Origin of the sequence: Limihaloglobus sulfuriphilus (assembly GCF_001999965.1) — a bacterium.
GTDB lineage: Bacteria > Planctomycetota > Phycisphaerae > Sedimentisphaerales > Sedimentisphaeraceae > Limihaloglobus > Limihaloglobus sulfuriphilus.
This window is the reverse complement of record NZ_CP019646.1, coordinates 1,051,184-1,068,383: the sequence shown is the minus strand read 5'-3', so window position 1 is coordinate 1,068,383 and position 17,200 is coordinate 1,051,184. Positions and strand designations below refer to the sequence as shown.

Here is a 17,200-nt window from a genome sequence, read left to right as displayed (position 1 = left end):
AGTTATTGTTTTTGAAAGTTAGCTGTAATGCTTGATGAACTTAAAGAACTGCTCAAATACCTTGAAGAAAACATTAATGTAGATGAGTTTTTGATGAGAGATCAATTACATAAGTCTGCCCTTAGTTACGAGAACTTAAAAAGGTTGCCCGTAATTGCTTCTTATCCTTATCCAGATGAGCAAAAATTTATACCTTACCCGCACGGTGAAGTTTTTGACGATCCTGAAAAGATGCTCTATAACCAGTTCTTAAGTACTTTTGATCAAAGCCCTTTTTTGAGTCTGGAGGTTGGAGATGATTTGCCTTTCAGCATCAGGGCCGATTTTGGCTGCGTACTTATAGCTTCAGTTTTTGGGGCAAACATAGAGCGGCAGGGTGATAATCCTCCCTGGGTCAGGCATAGAAAAGGCCCTGTATCTTACGAGCAAATAAAAAATACTGACATAGATGACCATAGCCTTGGAATGATTCCCAAAGCGGCTCAAAGGTATGAATTTTATAGAGACGTATTAAAAGAGTACCCCCGCTTGGAAAGCGTTACGAGTGTTACTCTTTCAGATTTACAGGGCCCGTTTGACAATCTGGAGCTTCTCAGGGGCAGCGAAGTTTTCCTGGATATGTCTCTGCGCAGGGAAGAAGTTAAAGAGTCTCTGCGAATTCTGGCAGGTGCCCAGATAAAACTGGTCAAATATTTCAGTCATTATGTAAACGAAAAGATACCTGGTTATTCACATCAGCATGGTTTCTTGATAGCCGGTGAAGTACTTATACGTTCTGATACGTCAATAATGATTAGCCCGGATATGTACAGGGAAATAATCGCTCCATTCGATGAAAAGATATTAAGACATTTATCAGGAGGGATTCATTCGTGTGGAAATGTAGATAATATCGTGAAAGAATACCTGAATCTGAAATCAATCAGATGTTTTGATTACGGCCAGTCAGAAATGAATGATGTCTGGGTTTTATACAATATTGCAAAACAGAAGAAAGCAGGATTAACAAGAATTGCTGTCAGTGAAGAAGAGCTTATTTCTGGCAGTGCCTTAGATAAAATGCCGACGGGCGTTTCACTGATTTTCAGGGCAAGTTCATTTGAACATGCTAAAAGCGTCATAAAAGATTACATGAAAGGAACCAATCATGGATAGAAGACAATTCTGCAAGCTCGGATATACCGGAATATTGTCAAGTACAATCATATATAACGCAGCAGGAGCTTTTGAATCACATTCTTCAAATTATGCTGAACCTTCAGCTCTCAGAAAACAGGACAGCATAGCTCCCAATATCCTCTGGATATGCACCGATCAGCAGAGATACGATACTATAGGGGCTTTAGGCAATAAATATATTCGGACTCCAAACCTTGACAGGCTTGTAAAAACCGGTGTGGCTTTTAACTATGCCTATTGTCAGTCAACTATTTGCACACCCAGCCGATCAAGTTTTTTGACAGGTTATTATCCCAGAACTGTCAGAGGAACAAAAAATGGAAACCTCAAATGGGAAAATGCCGCACCTCTTATAACTAAAATTCTCTCCGATTATGGTTATGACTGCGGCCTTGCCGGCAAACTGCATCTAGCTTCCGCCAAAGGCAGACCTGAAGTAAGGCCTGATGACGGATACAGGCTTTTTCATTCTTCACTTGCTCCTCTTTTCAGGCCCGGCGAGAGCGAATCAAATGAATATTTTGATTGGATGATTTCTAAGGGACACGATCCTGAGAAACTGTATGCCAAAAACGGTTACTACCCAACTGATTTACACCAGACTACCTGGTGTACCGACAAGGCGATTGATTTTATAACAGAAAAACGTGAGGGACCATGGCTTTTCAGCCTGAATTATTTTGATCCTCACCCGCCGCTGGATCCGCCCAAAGAGTACATTGACAGGTTTGATATTGATTCCATTCCGTTACCAGGCTTCCAAGAATCTGATTTAGAAGATAATGAAAAATTAAAGGATGTATATTTTCAATCGACATGTTCAGAACCCAAAGGAAATAAATCCAGGCTCAAACTTGCAAAATATTGGGCGCAGGTCGAACTGATAGATGATAATCTTGGGCGGATATTAGAAACGCTGGAAGATACCGGTCAGAGAAACAATACACTTATAATATATACAAGTGATCACGGTAATATGGTTGGTCATCATGGACTGACGGCAAAGGGATGCCGTTTCTATGAGGGACTTGTGAGGGTGCCTCTTATAATGTCATGGCCGGATATGTTCCTTCAGGATCTGATCAGTGATGCACTTGTGGAGCTTGTTGATATTACCCCAACACTCCTTGATATTATCGGCATATTGCCTCCGAATTCCGGCAGACCGGATGTCGCGATGCATGGGATTTCACTTATGGATCTACTCACGGGCAAATCTGAACCGCATGTTCACAGAGAATTCACTTACAGTTCTTACACTAAGGGGCTTCTCAACGATGAGTCTTATGGGACGATGATAAGGTCAAAAAAATACAAGCTTGTAAACTACCACGGCAGCGGCTGGGGACAGCTCTTTGATATGGAAAATGACCCTGGTGAATTTGTGAATCTTTGGGATAAACCGGAATATCAGAAAATCAAATATCAACTAATGGAAAAAAGTTATGATTACACGGTAAAGATTATTGATACAGGCTCACAGTATGTTGCAAGATATTGATGATATAAGAAATACGTTTTCATACTTTTGGTCAAAGACATTATTATGTTTTGTCTTATTCCTCTTGGGTACTGTTTTGGCAAAGGATATAAGTTATCACGATGTGTTTGTTTCCGGGGTTGGCGGTTATCACACTTACAGAATACCGTCTGTGCTTTACTTAGGGGATGGAACACTTCTGGCTTTTTGTGAAGGCCGAAAAAAAAGCGGAAGCGACACCGGTGACATAGACATTCTGATAAAACAATCACGTGATAGCGGAAAGACCTGGAGTTCGCAGAAGATTATAGCAGATAACGGGGCGGATACAATTGGAAATCCATGTCCGGTTGTTGACTCCGAGACTTCAAGAATATTTCTTTTTACCACAACTAATCTGGCTGAAGATGACGGACGTGCTATCAGAACCGGTAAAAGTAAAGACACACGAAGAGTAAACCTGCTTTATTCAGATAACAATGGAAACAAGTGGTCGAAACCTCAGGATATAACCGGTCAGGTCAAACTGCCTTCATGGAGATGGTACGCTACCGGTCCGGGAACTGGTATACAATTGCAAAAAGGCCCTTTTAAAGGTCGTTTGATAATTCCGTGTAATTTTTCAATTATTGAAAAAGGAGAAATTATTGGGGGTTCACATGTTATCTACAGTGATGATCATGGCAGGAGCTGGCAAATCAGTGAAACTGTTAAACCTGGTTTCAGTGAGTGTCAGGTTGCGGAATTATCCTCAGGCAGGCTCATGTTGAATATGCGGAACAGTGGCAGGAAGGGTTCAAGAGGTATTGCATTCAGCGATGATGGAGGAACAACATGGCCGTTAGTCGAGTATAAGAGTGTTCTAATCGAACCTGTTTGCCAGGCAAGTACAATTTCTATGGCTGATCCTGTGACGGGCAAAACGGTACTATTATTCTCGAATCCGGCATCGGCAGTTTATAGAGAGAGATTCAGGATGACGGTGAGGGCTAGTTTTGATCAGGGAAACACCTGGCCCTGTGACATACTTGTACATTCGGGTCCTTCAGCATATTCTTGCCTTGTTGATATGGAAGATGGCTATATTGGATGTATGTATGAGGGCGGAGTAAAGTCTAAATATGAAAAAATTATCTTTGCTCGTTTACGGTATAGTTTACTTGTTGCACAACAAAACTAAAAATCGGGTGTGTTTTATCAAAAATATTCAAATAAGTTCTAATTATCAATTCGAAAGGAAATTTTTCGATGAGAAGTGTTTTTATGACTTCAAAAGAACGTGTCATCTCGGCAATAAACCATCAGGAGCCTGACAGAATACCCTTTACTTTATATATCGAAGATGTCTTTTTAAAGATACTCGAAAAAGAGCTTGGCCCTCGAATCAACTGGCATTGTCCGGATGATGATATAATAAGACTTTTGTGGCCTATAGATTATATCAGGACAGAACAGGGATGCAGGGACATGTTTGGATGCAGCTGGCGGTGGCACGACCAGGGCGGATACATAATGGCCGAACCTCTCTTGAGTGAACCGGACATAAAGAAGATTCCGGTCATTGATCTGGTTCCGCAAAGTGAAATTGACAGGATCGTCCAGACAAGAGATCTGAATCCGGATAAGTTCATTTTCTACCAGTTTACAAGTTCCTTTGGCGAGCGGTTGTGGAGTCTCCGCGGTCTGGAACAAACATACATGGATTATATCTTAAACCCTGAATTTGTCTCAGGTGCGCTCGATATGCTTCTGGAGATGCATATGGCAGCATTGGATAAGGTTCTTGAGCTTCCCGTTGAATGTGTGACCTTTGGTGATGATTTCGGTGGGCAGAAAGGCTTAATGATCAGTCGGGATATCTATCTTAAATTTTATAAGCCGCGTTATGCAAAGTTATATGAAAAGGTGCGTTCGGCGGGTAAAGTTGTCGGACAGCATTCCTGTGGCGATAATACTGAATTGATGGGTGATTATGTTGATATCGGCCTGCAAATATTCCATCCCCTTCAGCCTGAGGCAATGGATATAGTCAAGATCAAAAAGGATTTCGGCAAATATCTGACTTTTAGAGGCGGTATAAGCACCCAGCGTGCAATTCCTTTTGGAAATCCCGAACAGGCACGAGAAGAGATCAGAAATTCAGTACGGATTTTAAGCGAGGGAGGCGGATATCTGCTTGAAACAGCTAAGCCTTTAAGGCAGGAAACTCCTATTGAAAACGCCGTAGCGGTAATGGATGAGATGCGTAAAGCCGTTGAATATAATTTTGGTAAATGAGAATATCATCAACTAAGTTTTTTATTTACGAAATGTTAAAGTTAATTAAGAAGAGTCCGGAATGAATAAATTTAATTACAGTAATATGTTTAAAAATATTAAAATTAAGAATATTATGAATTTTCAGAGCTTTTATCACTGGTTGTATATTCTTTTCTTTATTATTTTATTTCTTTCACCTGCCGGCCGGTCAGAAGATACTTATACTGATTATTATAAATGGTCCAACCTTCCGGGTTTGCCGCCCGCGTCTCAGAGAGATTTACAGCCGGGAGTAGCCGGAGCCTTTGCTGGAAGCCACAATGGTGTTTTAATCCTCGCCGGCGGGGCGAATTTTCCTGAAGACATGCCTTGGGAAGGCGGCAAAAAACTCTGGCATGACGATATTTTCATTATGCGTGAGACCGAAGAGGGATTTTCCTGGCTGAATAAGACTTTCAAGCTTAATCGGCCGCTCGCCTACGGAGTTTCAATTTCCACCGATGAAGGAGTAGTATGTATAGGGGGGTGCGATTCTCAGCATGTTTATCAGGATTGTTTTATCTTGAAATGGGATGAAGAAAATGAAATGATAAAAAAAAATAAATATCCTTCATTACCCCAACCTTTGTCATTCATGACCGGTGCGATGGCAAACAACAAGATTTTTATTGCCGGCGGCCAGTCAACTATGGAAGACTCATCCGCAACTAAAGCCTTTTATATGCTTGATATTTCACAAAATGGAACTGATGAGTTTAAATGGATATCGATGCATCCATGGCCCGGCGACCCGCGAGTTTTTCCTGTTTCATCATGTCAAAGCGATGGCGTCCATAATTGTTTTTATCTTTTCAGTGGAAGAAATATTCAGCCGGATACACCGACAGTACCGTTAACCGATGCTTATAAGTTCGATATAATAACTCAATCCTGGTCACGATTATCGGATATTTCTATTGATAAAAAAGAAACAGTATGTTTAATGGCAGGGGCTTCATGGGCCTGCGGGGCTAATCATATCATGGTTCTTGGCGGAGATGAAGGTCCTGTTTATCTGGAGCTCGAAAAGATGGCATTCAATCTTAAGGAGGCTTTAAACGACAATAACATGGAAGCCGCAGGACTGCTTAGATCGGAACTTAACAACGCCTACGCTGCGCATGAAGGTTTTTCAAGATCGTTATACGCATATCATACTATTACCAATACCTGGGTTGAGGCGGGCAAATTTCCTTCAGAAAGCCCAGTGAACTGTACTGCTGTTCATTGGCCGAGTTTAGATTCAGCAGATGTTATAATCCCCTCGGGTGAGATCAAGCCCGGCGTTAGAACCCCGGAGATATGGTTCGGGGATGTCGATATTTCAGGTTCTTTTCATTGGCTCGATTACACAGTAATGGCTGCTTTCCTTTTGTTGCTGGTTATAATGGGTATATATTTCTCCAAGAAGATGAAGGATACTAATGATTTTTTCAAAGCCGGTCAGAGAATACCATGGTGGGCGGCTGCTTTGAGTATATACGGAACTCAGTTAAGTGCGATATCCTTTATGGCGATACCGGCCAAGACGTTCGCAAGTGACTGGAGATATTTTCACGTGGTTTTTGCAATAGTAGCGGTAGCTCCGTTTATTGTATTTTGCTTTCTGCCTTTTTATAGACGTTTGAATATTACCACTGCTTACGAATATCTTGAATTGCGTTTTAATTTAACCATCCGATTGCTTGGCAGTTCGTTATTTATGTTGATGCAACTCAGCAGGATAGGGATTGTGCTGTACCTGCCATCTATAGCACTTTCAATTGTTACAGGCATAAATATTAATATCTGTATTCTGGTAATGGGATTTATATGTATTTTCTATGCGGTGATGGGAGGAATTGAAGCTGTTATCTGGACAGATGTCATACAGGTCATTATTCTGCTTACAGGTGCAGTAAGCTGTATGTTTTTGATACCCTTTAATGTACCCGGTGGCTGGAATGGCATGGTAGATATTGCAGATGCTGCGAGAAAGTTTCGCTTTTGGGATTTTAGATTTGACCTGTGTGATGCGACTTTTGTGGCGCTATTTTTCGGGGCCTTTGCACAAAACATTATTTCTTACGGTACAGACCAAACCGTTATTCAGCGATATCTCACAACATCTACCGAAAAAAAAGCAGCCAAAAGTATATGGATCAGCGCAATTATCTGTATCCCTTCATCTATGATATTTTTTGGAATCGGATCAGCTTTGTTTGTTTTCTATACCGTTTATCCCGCAGAACTTAACCCTGCTATAAAGCAAACAGATGCAATTTTTCCTTATTTTATTGTAACTCAATTGCCGATTGGTTTGGTGGGATTGGTAATTGCAGCGGTATTTGCAGCTGCCATGAGCAGTCTTGACAGCAGCATGAACAGTGTTGGCGCTGCTGTTACAACGGATTTTTACAAACGTTTGGGCAAAGATCACACAGAAAGAAAATCTTTATTGCTTGCTCGTGCTAGCACTTTGTTTGTTGGTCTTATCGGAACGGTATTGGCCCTTATTATGGCTCAACTACCTATAAAATCCCTCTGGGACCACTTCTCAGGTCTTCTTGGTTTGTTTGGAGGGGGGTTGGGCGGATTGTTCCTGCTTGGTATTTTCACTAAACGAACAGGATCATTAGCCGCATTTTTAGCCTTCATTATAAGCGCCGTCATTCAGCTTTGGGTTAAAAATAGTACAAATGTAAATGTATGGGTCTTTGCTCTTTCAGGATTGCTTTCCTGTTTTACTGTTGGAGTTTTGCTAAGTTTTATATTCCCAAACCGCAAGAAATACACCGTAGATTTTCCTCTGTCTTTCACCCAGAACTTGGGCAATTTTTGATGTTTGTTTTAGGTTCATGTGAAGATTGTAGTGCTTCAGACGGAATTGGACATTTCGAGGTTTGACAACGGCTTATGTGTTCTTTGTGCTTCATCTTCAAACCAGGAGAGTTGTGTTCACAAATGCGACTTTTTCTCGCGGGGTACATAAATTAAACAGTTGTAAAGTATTGCAAATAAACTATTTATAGGTTTTTCGTATGAAATTCCTTGCAAAAAGAATGAGTTTTTGTATTCTTTTCCACTATGAATAAGAAACTATGTGTTAAGCGGCGCTGAAAACAGGTCAGTAATGAGCGGGTCAAAATAGGTCATTTTGAAAGGAAGTTTTTGCCTTAGAGTCGTTATATTATCGATATTATCGAAAACATAACGGAGGTCTTTATGGCGAACTATCTAAAAATGACTAAAAGAAGTGTAATACAGACATTAAGAGAGCGTAACTGGTCTTGCAGGCGTATATCCAGAGAGCTTGGCATCCACCTGGATACGGTGCGTAAGTATGCAAAATCAGACAATGATAATTCAAAACAGGTCACTAACGCGCCTCCCGGGTCGGTGGCCCAAAGCTCAACCGGTCCGGTAAGCAATTGTGAGCCTTACCGTGAAATAATTAAGAACAAGCTGGATATGGGGCTCAGCCGCCGGCGTATATGGCAGGATCTTCGTGACGACCACGGCTCTGATGTCAGCTACCACAGCGTTCGCAGGTTTGTCAACCGCCTCAGTAAAAATTCGCCTGTTCCGTTCAGGCGTCTTGAATGCAGGCCCGGTGAAGAGGCTCAGATAGATTTTGGTACGGGTGCACCGGTAATAACGAAAGATGGCAGACGAAAAAGAACTCATGTAATACGGGTAGTGCTTAGCTTCTCCCGTAAATCCTACAGCGAGGCAGTTTTCAGGCAGACCGGCGATAACTTTATAAATTGCCTGGAAAACGCTTTTCACCACTTTGGCGGTGTTCCGCAAACACTGATAATAGATAATCTTAAAGCTGCTGTAAACAAAGCTGACTGGTATGATCCTGAGATACACCCAAAAATAGTGTCATTCTGCCGTCATTACGGTACCGCCATTTTACCCTGTAAGCCGTATACCCCAAGACACAAGGGTAAGGTTGAAAAAGCAGTAGCATATGTCAAAAATAACGCCCTCAAGGGCCGCAGCTTTAAGAGCCTCTCAGAGCAGAATCAGTTTCTTCTCAGCTGGGAGAGCCGTATTGCCGATACCCGTATTCACGGCACTACCCGCAAGCAGGTAGGCAAATTGTTCACAGAACAGGAAAAGCCTGCTTTATTGAGGCTTCCGGTTGGAAGGTTTCCTTCATTTACAGAAGCTCAGCGGTCCGTTCACAGGGACGGCCATATAGAGGTAGAGAGGACCTATTACTCGGTGCCTCCGGAATATACCGGCCGCAAGGTATGGGCAAGATGGGACGGCCATATGGTAAGAGTATTTAACCGCAGCATGGAGCAGATTGTTGTTCACGCTAAAGTTGAGCCGGGCAGATTCCAGACTCAGGACGGACATATTCATTCAGAGAAAAGAACAAAGATAGAAAACGGCGTTGTATGGATGCTTGAACGAGTCAGTCTGATAGGTGACAATGCCGAGAGATGGGCCCTGCAGATGCTTGAGGCCAGAGGAATACCTGGTATCCGCGTACTTCTGGGCTTGCTGAATATGACCAATACCTATAAAGGTAACAAAATCGATAATGCATGTAAAATAGCGTTAAGCCACAATGCTTTTCGATTGAAGACCATCAGGAGTATTATTAAACACGGCGGTGACAGGCAGCTCCAGATGGAATTTATAGATGAGCACCCTATTATCAGAGATATCTCCAGTTACGGAGAATTCGTAAGAGAGGTTCTGGGCTGAACAATAATCATAACTTATTCAGGAGCAGATTATTATGAACAATTCACTGCATAACACATTAAAATCACTAAGGTTGTCAGGTATGCTTGAGACACTTGAAGTTCGATTGCAGGAGGCAGCCGGCAACAGCCTCACTCATGCTGAGTTTTTAGAACTGATCCTGCAGGATGAGATGCTGGTCAGAAAGCATCGCCAGATCCAAAGGGGTATTAAGGCTGCCGGGTTTAGAGAACTCAAGACACTGGAGGAGTTTGACTGGCAGTTCAATACTTCGATTAAAAGAAGCCGGATATTTGATATGGCCACATGCCGCTTTATCAGTGAGGGCGTTGATGTTCTGCTGCTTGGCCCTCCGGGTGTGGGCAAGAGTCATTTGTGTCAGGCGATAGGCTATCAGGCAGTCAAGGCAGGCATGGCTGTGCGGTACCGCTCGATATTTGATGTTGCCAGGGATTTTCTGCACGAAGATGCCTTTGCCTGTCAGGATAAGGTAATGAACAGATATCTCAAGCCGGAGCTGCTGATAATCGATGACATGGGCATCAAGCATCTGCCAAAACGCTGCGGCGAGTATCTGCTGGAGATCATTATGCGGCGACATGAAAACAAATCCACGATGATGACCTCCAACAGGCCGCTGGAAGACTGGGGCAAGCTCATTGGTGATGTACCATCGGCAACCGCAATCCTGGACAGGTTTTTGCATCATGCTGAGATCATCAACATCACAGGCCGCAGCTACCGTCTCAAGGACCGTGCCGAGCATGGTGCCTGTGAGAAAAGAGCCGGCCATGAAGGCTGACTCAGTCTTAACCGGCCTGTCCCGCCCGGCTTGCGGCGGCCAGGTTCCGACGAGCTTTTTGGGTGGCCCATTCTCACCCGGCCGCCGGTCCGGGCGAAACAGGCCTGGCGTATCTGCCCAATAACGTCGAAAATAATCGTTTTATCCAAATCCAACTTGACAAATGAAACTAAAAATAGTAAATAACAACTGGTTTAACTGACCCATTTTGAACGCGCTCATAGTGACCTAATTTAAAGCGCCGATTGACAGTCCCGGCAAACATAACACCTGCCGAGTTGGCTGCTCTGGTCTGGCGGATAGCAAAATCAAATGCAGGCTGGGGTAGGTTCAGAGTTGCCAACCAGCTCAAACTACTGGGCATCTTTCTCTCAGCCTCGACTGTCAGGAATATACTCAACAGGCCGCAGCCGCGAAAAACACCACGCAAAGCACTCAAATCAAAGAAAACAGAAGATGAAACCGAGTCCCGTTCAATCCCTGCCTGGTACCCAAACCATGTTTGGTCAATTGATACTACAATTGTCTATAAATGGGGCTTATTAGAGGTGCATGTCTGCGTTATTATCGATCACTTTTCACGCAAGATAATGGCTGCAGTGCCGCTGGAAGGACCCAATGCCGGCTGGGTAATCAATGCCATGGATGAAGCCATAGAAAGGTATGGTTCTCCAAAGCACATCATTTCCGATCAGGGCAGCGTATTTATAAGTGAGGCTTTCGCTGAGTGCCTGAAGAATAACAACAGGATTAAACACCGACTTGGAGCCATCGGGAAGAAAGGTTCGATCGCTGTAACAGAAAGGGCAAATTTAACCCTAAAATCAGAATGGCTCAACCATGTTCCAATCATCAGAGGTATCGATCATCTGCATGAGTTATGCAGTGAATTTGTATTCTGGTATAACGCCTGGCGGCCGCATATGGCATTAGACGGGAACCGTCCTGATGATGTATTCTTCGGCAACCTGCCTGAAGCACCGGCACGTGATGCCAAGTTTGTGCCAACCGAGATTGAAACACGCTATTTTCGCCAGGCCCGGATAACCGGCTACCGGCTGAAAAAAGCTGGCTGATATTCTACAAATTTATAAGCCAGTGCCAATGAACAGTGGGGAATGTACGTCCTGACACAGAAAATGAGCGATTTTACGCCCAAATTTTGTCCCGATTGGCTTACACCTGTCCCGCAAATTTCGCCAAACCATCAATTCTATGCACTTGTGAAAGATAAAATAAGGCTAAATCTGGAGTTTTTCAGCGGTCTCATGAGTGGTTGACAATTACAGGCCCTCCCACTGTCCCTCTAAGGGCGCACTAATACGAATTCAGGCGAACTAATACGAACAGAAAAATGGGATTTTCGGGGTATGCGAAATAATCGAAAAACCAACCTCATGACACTAAAAACCGCGTTTTTGAGCTCTCAGGGCAGAAAACAGATGAGAGGCGGCGATGGGATTCGAACCCATGAATATCGGTTTTGCAAACCGACGCCTTAGTCCACTTGGCTACGCCGCCGCAATTGAGCTGGCTATAATACCGTCTATATATTAAAAATCAAGAACAAATCTATGTTCAACAAAATTTTCTGTTCTTTTTTGAATTATCTATGATGGAAAACTTCTCTAACCCCAATTTCTCACTTAGGTCTCGAAACCGGTAAAAATAAAAATATTTTCGATGTTTCTGGCCTTTGAGGGGTGTTTCGATTCTGGATTTGGCTTTGGTACAGACCTGCCCTATTGCATAGGTGAATTTCTATGCGATAATTTGGGTATGTATTTGAAAAAGCACAGGCGTAAAAAGAACGGTAAATGCAACACCTATTACAGTATTGCTGAGAAGCGGAAGGTCTCCGGTAATCGGCATGTGGAGAAGGTGGTTCTTTACCTTGGTGAGATCAGCGACTCTCAAAAGAAGGCCTGACAGAGATCAATTGAGATAATCAACGAAGATAACAAACCTGTACACAAAACCCTTTTTGCTTTTGATCAGGACAACCAGAGCTGTCACGATGTTGATACGATACCGGTTAACATCTCAAAGATGAGACTGGAACGACCGCGTAGGTTTGGCGATTGCTGGCTGGCTTCTGAGATGTGGGATCAGCTTGGTTTTGACCGCTTCTGGTCAGAGCGGATTGATACAGACAGATCGCCGGTCGCATTCTCAAAAGTCCTCAAGTTGCTTACGGTGAGCAGGCTGATAAAACCTTCTGCCGAATACTTTGTCCATCAGCACTGGTTCAGCCAGAGTGCTATGGACGCCATCCTTGATTGTGATTTTGAGATTGCCGAGAAAAACAGGCTCTACCGTTGTCTTGACCGTATCCTTCCATACAAAGACGAACTTTGCAAATACCTTAAAGACACCTGGCAAGGAATGTTCAACCTTGAGTACGACATCCTGCTCTATGATATCACCAGCACGTATTTCGAGGGGCTATGCAAGCAGAATCCCAAGGCAGAATTCGGCCACAGCAAAGACAGACGCAGTGATTGCAGACAGGTGCTGATAGCCCTTGTTGTTACGCCGGAGGGCTTTCCTCTTGACTATGAAGTACTTCAGGGAAATACATCTGAAAAGACGACATTAAGACCCCTGCTCAACAAGATAGAAACAATGTACGGCAAGGCCAACAGGGTCTGGCTGATGGACAGGGGCATACCAACGGAAGCTACGCTCAAGTTCATGCGTAAGAACAATATAAGCTATCTTGTTGGCACACCCCGCAGACAGCTCGATGATTATAGCAGTGAACTTTCTCAAAAGGACTGGGAGCAGGTAAACAGCAGTGTTCATGTGAAATACATCGAAAAAGAGGGCGAATGCTATGTCCTTGCCAGGAGCAGGGATCGTATGCAAAAGGAGAGGGCCATGCGTAAAAGAAAACTGCGTAAATATCTTGACGGACTTGAAAAACTCAAGGGATATCGCAATTATGAACGTTTTTATAAACGCCTTGGGGCTTTGCAATCACAGGCCGGTAACGCTTATAGATGTGTGGAGCTCGATATTCCGGGGCAAAAGGAGCGGATTGAAGCCGGCGAATTCAGGTATCACATAAACCGGCAGAAATACCGTGATATGATCTATCGTGACGGCAAGTACTTTTTGCGGACTAATCAGAAGGGCAAGGATGGTAAGGCACTCTGGAATGAGTATATGCTGCAGTGCAACGTTGAGCAGTCTTTCAGAGAACTCAAGAGTGATCTTGGCATTCGCCCTGTATATCACCATAAAGAAGAGCGTGTTGATGCCCATATCTTTGTGGCGTTTATAAGCTATTGCCTGCAGGTGACATTGCGGCATAAGCTGCGGGTGAGTGCCTGCGGCCTGACCGCACAGGCTGCCCTGGAAACGATGAGCCGTATCCAGATGCTTGATGTGACATTTGAAACACTTGACGGTCGGTACCTCTTGATGGAGAGGTACACCGAGCCCGAGGCAGATCAGCGTCTGATACTGCACCACCTGAACATGGATCTGCCGCTGCAGAAGCCACCCAAAATATACAGCAGCCAGGTCAAAGATTAAGACCCCCTTTGGCGACACACCAACACCGCGGGCGCTACCATAAACCCTGTTTTACACCCCTAAGTGAGAAATTGGGGCTATCGTCGATTGCAGTTTCAGTTTGTCGTTGAAACGCCTCACAATATATCAGTGTTTAAGGATATGTCTATCAAATGCATCTTTTGGAACTAATCTGAATTAAAAACTGCACTTTCCAGCAATCCCGGCAACTCTGAGAGCCTGTCAATTGCAAACGTTCCAGCAGGGATGCTTTTGTTTTTACTTGAAAATGCACGTTTTAGAACGGGATTCATGCCTGCTTTTGATGAACCTATAACATCAAAATCAATTCTGTCGCCTACATACACGATCTGGTTGATGTCGAGCTTTGCCTGCCGGGCGGCATACCTAAATATCTCAGGATGCGGTTTTCTTATGCCTAAAGAGCATGAATAAACGCGTATTGGGAAATAATGAAGAATTCCAAAACTTTCCAAATGCCTGTCAAGCGAACAGCCGTTAATAAACGTGTTTGAAATTATGCCCAGTTTAAGGCCCATATTTGTGAGCTTATCAAGGGTCTGGGGCAAATCATGTTCAATTTCACATATTTCGCTTAGAGGTTTGTACCATAACCAATGGAAATGAGACCATTGCTCCTCAGTTAAGTGGTACCCTTTCCTGGCGCCTCGGTTTTTCATGACATCCAGCGAGTTAAATTCTCTGCCGGTCCATTCTGACCATACATATCTCAAACGAATTTCGATTAAATGGCGAAGAAAATATCTCAAAAACGTCCCTGTCGGCTGGCTGATGTCTGCAAGATAATCATAGCTTAAGCTTGCCGCTTGTTTGATAGCTTTGGTTTTATCAAAGTCTCCGTAATTAAAGATAGTTTCTCCAAGGTCGAAGAACACCGCTTTTATGTTGTTAGAAGCCATAAATCTTTTACAGTAATTGAGTTGTATATAATTTTCTGTAAGTATCACTCCGCTGCATCAAGTCTTCGTGGCTGCCCTGATCTTCGATTGAACCATCCTTCATTACTATTATAAGGTCTGAATTCACAACCGTAGAAAACCTGTGAGCAATGACAAAACTTGTACGATCATGCGTCATTTCTTCGAGTGCCTTGTATATTTTGGATTCGCTGTCGGCGTCAACCTGGCTCATGGCTTCATCGAAAATCAGAATCTGCGGTTTTTTAAGAATAGCTCTTGCTATAACAATTCGCTGAAGCTGGCCGCCGCTTAGTCCTGCGCCGTCCTGGCCGATAAACGAATTGTATTTATCCGGCAGAATGTCGATAAACTCATGTGCATAAGCCTGTTGTGCGGCTTCAATTACTTCCTGTTCTGTAGCGTTGTCTTTGCCGTATGCGATGTTGTTAAAAATGGTGTCATTAAAGGTAATAGTTTTCTGAGATACAACGGCTATTTTGGAACGAAGCTCCGCCAGGCTGACTTTGCTTATATCCTGCCCGTCAAAAAGCACCTGGCCGCTTTGCGGATCATAGAACCTGGGTAAAAGATTCAGCAGGGTTGTCTTGCCCGAGCCGTTGTGGCCGACGATCGCGACTTTGCTGCCGACTTTTATGGACAGATTAAGATTATTCAAAACATTCGTTTCAGAAGCAGGATACGCGAAAGAGATATTTCGGAATTCAATAGACTCTTTTAAACCTTTGAGTTTTTTCGGATTTTCGCAGTCTTTCTCAAGAGGGGAGTCAAGAATATGAAATACTCTTGATATCGCGGCGTTGGATTCCTGCAGGCGGTTCCAGGTATTGCTGCTTTTGCGGACTGACTCGGCTGATGTGCCAAGCAGAATGATAAGAGTGAAGAATTTTTCAGGCTCCAGGTGGCCTTCAATTACATAATTTAAGGCAAAAAGCAGTGCAAACAGGCCCGCGATCATTCCCAGTATTTCAAGCAGGGGGCTTGTCGCGGCTGTGATTTTGGCTATTTTCATCTGCTGTTTGAGCAGACTGGAGTTGATTTTCTGAAAACGTATATTTTCATATCCCTGTTTGTTGTAAACCTTTACAGCCCGCAAACCGGTAGTTGTATCCTCAATCTTTGTAAGCATATTAGACCATTCTACCAGAGAGCGGCGGGTGGCTTTTTTGATTTTTTTGCCAAGTCTCTGTACTACAATTCCTACAAATGGTGATGCAAGCAGAAAAACTACTACAATCTGCCAATGAAGCAGAAGGGCGGCGGCGAGAGTTGCGATGGCCTTTGCCGGCTCTCTTATTGCCTTGGTTAGAAGTACTTTTACTCCTGCGCCGGCAGCCTCTGTGTCTTTGACGAGCCTGCTGGCAAAATCAGTTCTGCCCTGTTTGTCAAAGAAGCTTTCAGGCATTCTCAGGATATGCTTGTAACAATCATTTCGCAACAGGTTTAGGGCGATGTTGACAATCTTATGCGCAATGTAGTCCTGGAAAAACCTCGCCACACATCTAAACATTGTTGCCGCGAGAGCGAAAAGCAGAACCAGCTGTATCGCACGTATTTTTACTTTTTCTGAATTTTCCCTGGTGACATAATTCATCAGGCTTACTACGGTACCGTAATAGAAAGGGACTTTAGAAGTATCCATTGATATCTTAATGGGATCTCTGCCAATATGGCCATCTGGAGTTTTCCGCAGTATTTCTAACTCTATATCCCGATTTTCCGGAGCCCGGCTTAGTATCTCAAGCATCCTGGCAGATGTCATTCTCGCTTCGGCGTCATGTTCGCCGTCTGCTGCCTTGACGATGCTGTCGCCGGGTTCAATGCCGGCCAAGTCAGCCGCTGAGTCGTCTTCAACGGATATTACTGTTAAAAAATACGCAAGATTCTCATCTGAGCTAATGTCAATGACATCCGGCATATAAAGGTCCATCCCGTAGCGTGTTTCACAGAGTTTGCTATCTACCCAGCCGTGAATGCCTTCTCTGCTCATCATGGTCTTAAGCAGCGGGATAATCGTAAGAAAGCTCGCCGCCGTAAAGACAGCTATTACAATCACGCAGACACCCAGAACTGCAAGACGCGGCCACTGTGGCCAGACATAATCTAATAATCTTTTTAATGGTTTCATATCGTTTCTTTATTATAGGTTAAAAATGTAAAGTCCGGATATTCTAACTATTTAATCCAACATTTCAACAAAGTAAGTTTTTAGACAAAAATTAATTTTCAAATAAAACTATTTGACATTTTCTAATAATT

General features: G+C 43.5%; 12 protein-coding genes and 1 tRNA gene. 10 read left to right on the top strand and 3 right to left on the bottom strand.

Translation table 11 applies throughout. The features are described from left to right. Positions 1-27: 27 nt before the first annotated feature. The 8 genes from SMSP2_RS04085 to SMSP2_RS04050 all read left to right on the top strand — a co-directional run bounded on the left by SMSP2_RS04085 (position 28) and on the right by SMSP2_RS04050 (position 11,539). The gene (locus SMSP2_RS04085; protein WP_146682736.1) at positions 28-1,155 is read left to right on the top strand and encodes a uroporphyrinogen decarboxylase/cobalamine-independent methonine synthase family protein; all 1,128 of its coding nucleotides are present in this window, start codon (positions 28-30) and stop codon (positions 1,153-1,155) included. Continuing rightward, positions 1,148-2,680 (top strand): sulfatase family protein, encoded by a 1,533-nt coding sequence (locus tag SMSP2_RS04080; RefSeq protein ID WP_146682735.1) that lies wholly within the window; start codon positions 1,148-1,150, stop codon positions 2,678-2,680. The genes SMSP2_RS04085 and SMSP2_RS04080 overlap by 8 nt, the downstream gene beginning before the upstream one ends. Then, entirely contained in the window at positions 2,664-3,839 is a 1,176-nt protein-coding gene (locus tag SMSP2_RS04075; RefSeq protein ID WP_146682734.1) for a sialidase family protein, read from the top strand. Before SMSP2_RS04080 ends, SMSP2_RS04075 begins: the two co-directional genes overlap by 17 nt. Before the next feature lie 68 nt (positions 3,840-3,907). Further along, on the top strand, positions 3,908-4,936 hold the full coding sequence (locus tag SMSP2_RS04070; protein ID WP_146682733.1) for a uroporphyrinogen decarboxylase family protein: 1,029 nt from the start codon (positions 3,908-3,910) through the stop codon (positions 4,934-4,936). Positions 4,937-4,997: 61 nt separating this feature from the next. Further along, positions 4,998-7,778 carry a sodium:solute symporter family protein gene (locus tag SMSP2_RS04065; protein WP_146682732.1) on the top strand — a complete coding sequence of 927 codons (2,781 nt, stop codon included), beginning with the start codon at positions 4,998-5,000 and terminating at the stop codon, positions 7,776-7,778. A 401-nt stretch (positions 7,779-8,179) separates the two neighbouring features. Next, positions 8,180-9,661 (top strand): IS21 family transposase, encoded by a 1,482-nt coding sequence (gene istA / locus SMSP2_RS04060; RefSeq protein WP_186804653.1) that lies wholly within the window; start codon positions 8,180-8,182, stop codon positions 9,659-9,661. 34 nt (positions 9,662-9,695) lie between these two features. Further along, a complete protein-coding gene (gene istB, locus SMSP2_RS04055) occupies positions 9,696-10,463 on the top strand; it encodes an IS21-like element helper ATPase IstB (protein WP_146682730.1) in 768 nt (255 codons plus the stop codon). A 245-nt stretch (positions 10,464-10,708) separates the two neighbouring features. Further along, complete coding sequence (locus tag SMSP2_RS04050; protein ID WP_146682729.1) at positions 10,709-11,539, top strand: DDE-type integrase/transposase/recombinase; 831 nt, start codon at positions 10,709-10,711, stop codon at positions 11,537-11,539. A 371-nt stretch (positions 11,540-11,910) separates the two neighbouring features. On the opposite strand, the gene SMSP2_RS04045 is transcribed toward SMSP2_RS04050, so the two are convergent. Continuing rightward, a tRNA-Cys gene (locus SMSP2_RS04045) sits at positions 11,911-11,984 on the bottom strand. A gap of 162 nt (positions 11,985-12,146) precedes the next feature. Between SMSP2_RS04045 and SMSP2_RS04040 the strand changes: the two genes are divergently transcribed. Beyond that, positions 12,147-12,392, top strand: a complete 246-nt coding sequence (locus SMSP2_RS04040) for a hypothetical protein (RefSeq protein WP_146682728.1) — start codon at positions 12,147-12,149, stop codon at positions 12,390-12,392. A gap of 120 nt (positions 12,393-12,512) precedes the next feature. Beyond that, entirely contained in the window at positions 12,513-14,003 is a 1,491-nt protein-coding gene (locus SMSP2_RS04035) for an IS1634 family transposase (RefSeq protein WP_146682727.1), read from the top strand. 167 nt (positions 14,004-14,170) lie between these two features. Here the strand turns inward: SMSP2_RS04035 and SMSP2_RS04030 are convergent, their stop codons facing one another. After that, entirely contained in the window at positions 14,171-14,923 is a 753-nt protein-coding gene (locus tag SMSP2_RS04030) for an HAD family hydrolase (RefSeq protein ID WP_146682726.1), read from the bottom strand. A 7-nt stretch (positions 14,924-14,930) separates the two neighbouring features. Beyond that, positions 14,931-17,069: an ABC transporter ATP-binding protein gene (locus tag SMSP2_RS04025; RefSeq protein WP_146682725.1), complete on the bottom strand. Its 2,139-nt coding sequence runs from the start codon at positions 17,067-17,069 to the stop codon at positions 14,931-14,933. Positions 17,070-17,200 lie beyond the last annotated feature (131 nt).